Annotated in this window: 7 protein-coding genes; all 7 read right to left on the bottom strand. The window is 45.8% G+C overall.

Annotation, left to right across the window (positions count from 1 at the left end; all coding sequences use genetic code 11):
* Window positions 1–239 (bottom strand): relaxase/mobilization nuclease domain-containing protein (locus DW251_RS17665; RefSeq protein WP_147523075.1); only part of this gene is annotated, 239 nt, incomplete at its 3' end.
* Window positions 200–520, bottom strand: a complete 321-nt coding sequence (locus DW251_RS17660) for a MobC family plasmid mobilization relaxosome protein (RefSeq protein WP_117511031.1) — start codon at window positions 518–520, stop codon at window positions 200–202. The genes DW251_RS17665 and DW251_RS17660, both read right to left, overlap by 40 nt.
* On the bottom strand, window positions 517–765 hold the full coding sequence (locus DW251_RS17655) for a hypothetical protein (RefSeq protein ID WP_117511033.1): 249 nt from the start codon (window positions 763–765) through the stop codon (window positions 517–519). Before DW251_RS17655 ends, DW251_RS17660 begins: the two co-directional genes overlap by 4 nt.
* Window positions 762–950: a hypothetical protein gene (locus tag DW251_RS17650; protein WP_147326067.1), complete on the bottom strand. Its 189-nt coding sequence runs from the start codon at window positions 948–950 to the stop codon at window positions 762–764. The genes DW251_RS17655 and DW251_RS17650 overlap by 4 nt, the downstream gene beginning before the upstream one ends.
* 822 nt (window positions 951–1,772) lie before the next feature.
* A complete protein-coding gene (locus DW251_RS17640) occupies window positions 1,773–3,191 on the bottom strand; it encodes a repa (protein WP_117699306.1) in 1,419 nt (472 codons plus the stop codon).
* A 313-nt stretch (window positions 3,192–3,504) separates the two neighbouring features.
* Entirely contained in the window at window positions 3,505–3,996 is a 492-nt protein-coding gene (locus DW251_RS17635) for a hypothetical protein (RefSeq protein WP_009263190.1), read from the bottom strand.
* 386 nt (window positions 3,997–4,382) lie between these two features.
* A partial coding sequence (locus DW251_RS17625) for a relaxase/mobilization nuclease domain-containing protein (RefSeq protein ID WP_118301897.1) occupies window positions 4,383–5,284 on the bottom strand: 902 nt, incomplete at its 5' end.

Raw genomic sequence — 5,284 nt, 5'->3', positions numbered from 1 at the left:
CTGTGTGCCTGCTCCGGCGTGATTTTCTCGTCCTTATGGTAGCTCTGGACAAAATGCTTGTATGTCCTTCCCCCGGTTTTCTCCCATAGTTCCTTGGTAGCCTGCATTTCCTCCTTTGCTGTCTCTGCTTCACAATGCAAACCGCTGACAAGCTTCTCCTCTGTCTTTTCTTCTTTCGTCACATAATCAATCGCCTGTCCTATGCCTGCCTTTGAAGATACCGCCTTAATAACTGCCATACTTGCTTCAGCTCCTCCCCTTGTTCCCGCACCTCGGCTTCACTTGGCAGCACTCCGCCCTCATTACACCTCTTTGCTATCTGGTTGAGGTTGTTCCCGATCCGCTTCAGCTCCGGGATAAGTTCTTTGATACCGTCCGTATTCACGATCTGCTTCTCCAGCACACAGGAAAGGATATACTCCTGCTGGTTCTTCCCGCTCTGGAAAACCTTCTCCTGCAACTGCTGGTATTCTTCCTCGTTTACCCGGAAAGATAGCTGTTTCGGTCTTGTCTTGTTCATGGCTGCTTTCCCTCCAGTTCCCGGACAATGTTCTCTTTTCCCCGGATAACCTGCACATCGGCAAGGACTTTCGGGGTGTCCGTTGCAAGTCCTACCATTTTCCCGACACATAACTTAATACAGTACACGCTTTCCATGAGGTCTGCTTCGTCTGAAAAAGACGTTTCATAGTCGGCACTTCCGTCGGCATAGCTCTTTTTGATAATGGCGTGGTATCTGCCAATCTGAAACGCTCCTACTTTCATACCCTTTTCCCCCCTAATTCTCTTTCGTGCAAATCATCTGCGTATTCAAAACCATATTCCTGTGCGGCTATCTGCTCCAGCCTTGCCATGGTCTTTCTTGCCTCCCACTGTGCTTCTTCACTACGGGCTGTCTGAAAATCCAGCACTGCCAGATGATACTGATTTTCGATATACTTCTTGTCCATGATGACCTCACTTTCCCGATGGTAACACCACCGCATGACGAGCCTTCCGGCTCTGATTTAAGGGGGATTGAAGGGGGGCTTGCCACCCTCACAAGTTCTAAAGTGGTAACACTTTAGGGAACTTGCAATATATACGCTACACATATTATAGTATGGTGGTAGCACTTTTGTCAAGCGGATATATTCGTGCGTATATTCTGCCAAGAATATAGTGGAGCTTACTTCCTCTTGGGCGACTTTGGGAGTGTAGGAGGGAGACAGTCAAGGGCTTGTTTTTTATCTGCAGTATGAGCTTCGGCTTGCCGATCAGCGAGTACTGCAGATAAAAAATGGTCGCAGACTACCCTTTACTTTCTTCCGCCGGAACGGACAATGAAGCACAGGGGGAAGTAACGGAACGGACGGACAGCCGTTTTCCCCTCCGGCATGATAGCCAACAAAAAAGAGCGTCAAGGGTAAACTCTGCGGTCTTTCGACCGCCCTTGACACTCTTTTCCTTATGGCTCTGATGATAAACAAGGGAAAATGGCTTATTGTGGCATTTCTGCCTCTGTGGTATAATATCCAGCGTTGTCGCACCCAATCTGGCAACAGAAAGGGGGTGTACTCGTGGAAATTATTATATCCTTTTTGGTTTCCGTTATGGCAGGCGTAGCCAGCTACTACATCTGCAAATGGTTAGACGGAGACGACAGTGACAACTAACCTAAATGAAAGCCCCAGAGCTGCAACTCTGGGGCTTTCGCTTTGTGTACTCGTGGTACTATATCCTTTTTAGCTATCGCCATTATAGCATATTCAGATAGCCATTTCAAGTATGCCCTACTTCCACCACTTGTAAACGGTGGGCTTGCTCAATCCTGTCTCCCGTATGCAGTCTGCTTTCTTTCCTGCCGGGTGGCTCTCCTGCCATTCTCTGACTGTCTGCTCCGCTGTTCCACTCCCTTTTGGTCTACCCTCTTTTACTTCTTCTCCTAACTGCTTTTTTAAAGCTTTCATAGTATTCATAACCTTTACATGGTCTTTTTGCTTTCTGTAATTCCGCTTATTGGCTGGTATCGTAACCTTTGTGTTATCCTCTATCCATTCCCGGCTTGCTATCGTTGACAGCCTTTTTCTGTCCCCTTTCAATGCCCGGAGAGCGTCTTTCACATCTGCCCGGCTGAAATGGTTGTCCTCGTCCTCGGTAAGACTCTCTAAATGGTCCAGGAACGCATAGGCGTCTCTCCGTATCTTCTGCTCGGATATGCCACACTTCAAGCCATAAGAGCATAACGCCATAATGGAAAAGTAACGCCCTCCAGCTTTCACTTCCTCGGTTATTTTCCGTTTCCACCATTCATATAAAGCTTCATTACATACCCACGTACCGCCCTGCTTCTTACTTTTCTGCTTCGGCTCTCCCTGCACGATCCGCTTCTCATACCATTCCGGGTACAGCTCCTTTGCTTCTTCCAGCGTAACGGTACTTTTTCTTCTCGGCTTCTCATACAACGGAGCAAGGTCTACCTTACAGCTCGGTATGCTGGCTTTTATATCCTCCAGTGTGTAACGGTTCTCTGACAGCTTATAGGCTTTTACTGGGAAATCTGCACCCAGCTTCGACTGACTCCCCACACACCGGAAACCTTGATAAATACCGGTTATATCCGGGCTGTCCGGACGGATAGAGCTAGTATCATTCCATAGCCGCCGGATAAGAGCTTCTTTTAGCTCCGCAAGCACTTCTTCCCTGTTTCGATACAACTGAACCTGCTCCTGCAAGAAATAGTAAAGATGTACCCCCTTGCCGGAGCTGACAAGATAAGTCGGACGAAGCTGCACACCATTCCCAAACTGCTTTAACAGGTTCTTTAACTGCTGTTTGCCTACATAGTCCACATCCACCACCACCGCAAACAGCTCATGAGCGTTCTCTTTCGTGTGTGACTTTCCGTAAAAACTAATAGGCGGTATCAGCCCAAACCTATCCCCTATGACCTTATCCAGCATTTTCAGACTATCATCAATTACCCACTGCCGGGTTCTTCCCCTACCGGACGGTCTAATCTGTGTCGCTATAATATTGCCTTTTCCGTCCTCCGGCTCTTGCTGGAGACTGCCAGCCGGAAACAACTCCCGATAGAAATCATGAGGACTTACTTCCAGGTATCCCCTCTCCAGCATAAGGGCTTCTTTCTCCCGATAAGCAGACTTCCACTCATACCCTCTTTTATCTCTCCTTTTGGTGTATTTTGCCATAGTCTTTTTACACCTCACTCCCTCTCGCCTTGACCGCTAATCTTATCAATGAGTTTTTTTTACCTTTTTCCGTCAAGTATAAGGGAGTGCCTTTTTGGTGTCAATATCTACACCTCACTCCCTCTCGCCATGACCGCTAATCTTATCAATGAGTTTTTTTTCCCTTTTTCCGTCAAGTATAAGGGAGTGCCTTTTTGGGGTCAATATCTACACCTCACTCCCTCTCGCCTTGACCGCTAATCTTATCAATGAAGTATTTTACCTTTTTCTTCGTACCGACAAACTGAAATTTATCTTAGAAATTACAGCAATGTTATTTTGATAAACTTTCAAGAATTGAAATATCATGCTTATCTTTATCTCTTAATTCATAACCTGAATGGAAAACTTTTTGGCCTTTTAAAGATATACAAGGAATTGTTTTGCCTTCAAAAAAAACACTACCAAAGTAATCTTTTTCAAACTCATACCATCCACCCTCTAAATCAGCTTGTTTTGAAGTTCCGTCCTCATTTAAAACGAACGGGTGAATGTCTAAGTAACCAAGTTCATCACTATATAACTCTATTCTAACCGGTTTCCAGTCTGTATCAATTTTATAGCCCAGATTCAAAAGCACATTTAACAATTTTTCCGTATGTTGAGCATCAAAATTTATATCTATATCTCTATGAATTCTTGTTTGTTTACCAGCTAAAATATCTACACCCCATCCGCCATCCAACCAGTATGTAATTCCAGTATTTTCGAATAATTCTATTACTTTCATTAAATCTTCTTTTGTTGTTATTTCTTTTCTACCCATACAAAGTCTCCTTTACAACTTCTATATAATTGTTTAGTTAAGTCAATATCAATATCTAATTGCCAAGGCTCAAAATCAAAAATCATGGTCATCACACTCCTTTTTAAAATTCCGATTTGTCGTTTTCTTTTTACTTACCAATCATACCATACAACAGCATAAGAAACACTAAGATATTGCAGACCATACCGCCCCAAAACAGGTACAGCTTCAAACCCTCATACCTAAAAAAGCTGTTTTTGCTTTCCTCCAGTTCCCGGACTTTCTGCTTCATTACGCTTGTAAGTGTATCAGACTGCTTCTCAAGGGCTTTTGTTGCCCTTTGTACAGCCTCTATATTCGCCTGTAATGCCTTTCTAACCTCTTGGACGGTACTTTCTCTAACCTCATCTCTCAGGCTCCCAATTTCGGCTGATATGGCGTTCTGAAGCAGTTCGTTGCCGTTCTCTAACTGCTCTACGTTCTTCTTCAGCTCGCTGATGAGCTGCCTGCTCAGTTCGGCGTCTCTCTGCCTGTTCTGCTCTGCCCTTGCTTGTCCTTGATTTGACTGCTTCATCAATTCCTCGCAGCTCTCGCTCGACAAAGCTAAGGCTTCCTTCAGCAGGCTGTTCTCCAGCTCTGTCCGGCTCTGTCGGTTCAGTTCTTGGAGCTGTTCTCTCGGACTTGCCTGCTCTGACTTCTGCTGTTCGTGCATTTCTCTCAAACTCATGCTCCAGTTCCTCCTTTCCAAAACCCATGTTATAGTATTTTTCCAGCTTATTATTACGAATTTTGCAAGCCTTTTCTCCTGCCTGTTCCCTGGCTAAGTCAGTATATGTGATGTACTTGTGGCTGTCCTGCCAGTCCACTCCGTACCCTCTTTCATTCATCAGCCGGATAAAGGTTTCCCGGCTGGTCGCTATTTCCTTACAGTCCAGGACTGCCAGGGCAATGTCCTGCACATAGCTTTTGACCTTTCCCTGCTCTGCCTGTTTCAAAAGCTGGTAGGTGTCTTTACTCCATGCCACTGTTTCCTCTCGTTCCGCTCCTTCAAAGGTCTTTCCCTTTTCCGGGACGTGCAGCCCCTGCTCTTGGCTCTGTGCGTTGCACCGCTCCTTCAGCTCCCGAAGGTCGGCACTGCTCCACTGGAGCTTGTGCCCGTCCTCAAAATTGACGGAATTGACGATAAAGTGCGTATGGATATGGTCTTTGTCCTTATGGGTAGCCACAAGCACCTCAAACCCTTTCCATGCCGGCGTATTCTCTGCAAGCTGTAAGGCGTTCCTGTGTGCCTGCTCCGGCGTGATTT

This window comes from Clostridium sp. AM22-11AC, assembly GCF_003473545.1.
Classification (GTDB): domain Bacteria; phylum Bacillota; class Clostridia; order Lachnospirales; family Lachnospiraceae; genus Enterocloster.
This window is presented reverse-complemented; position numbering and strand designations above follow the sequence as displayed.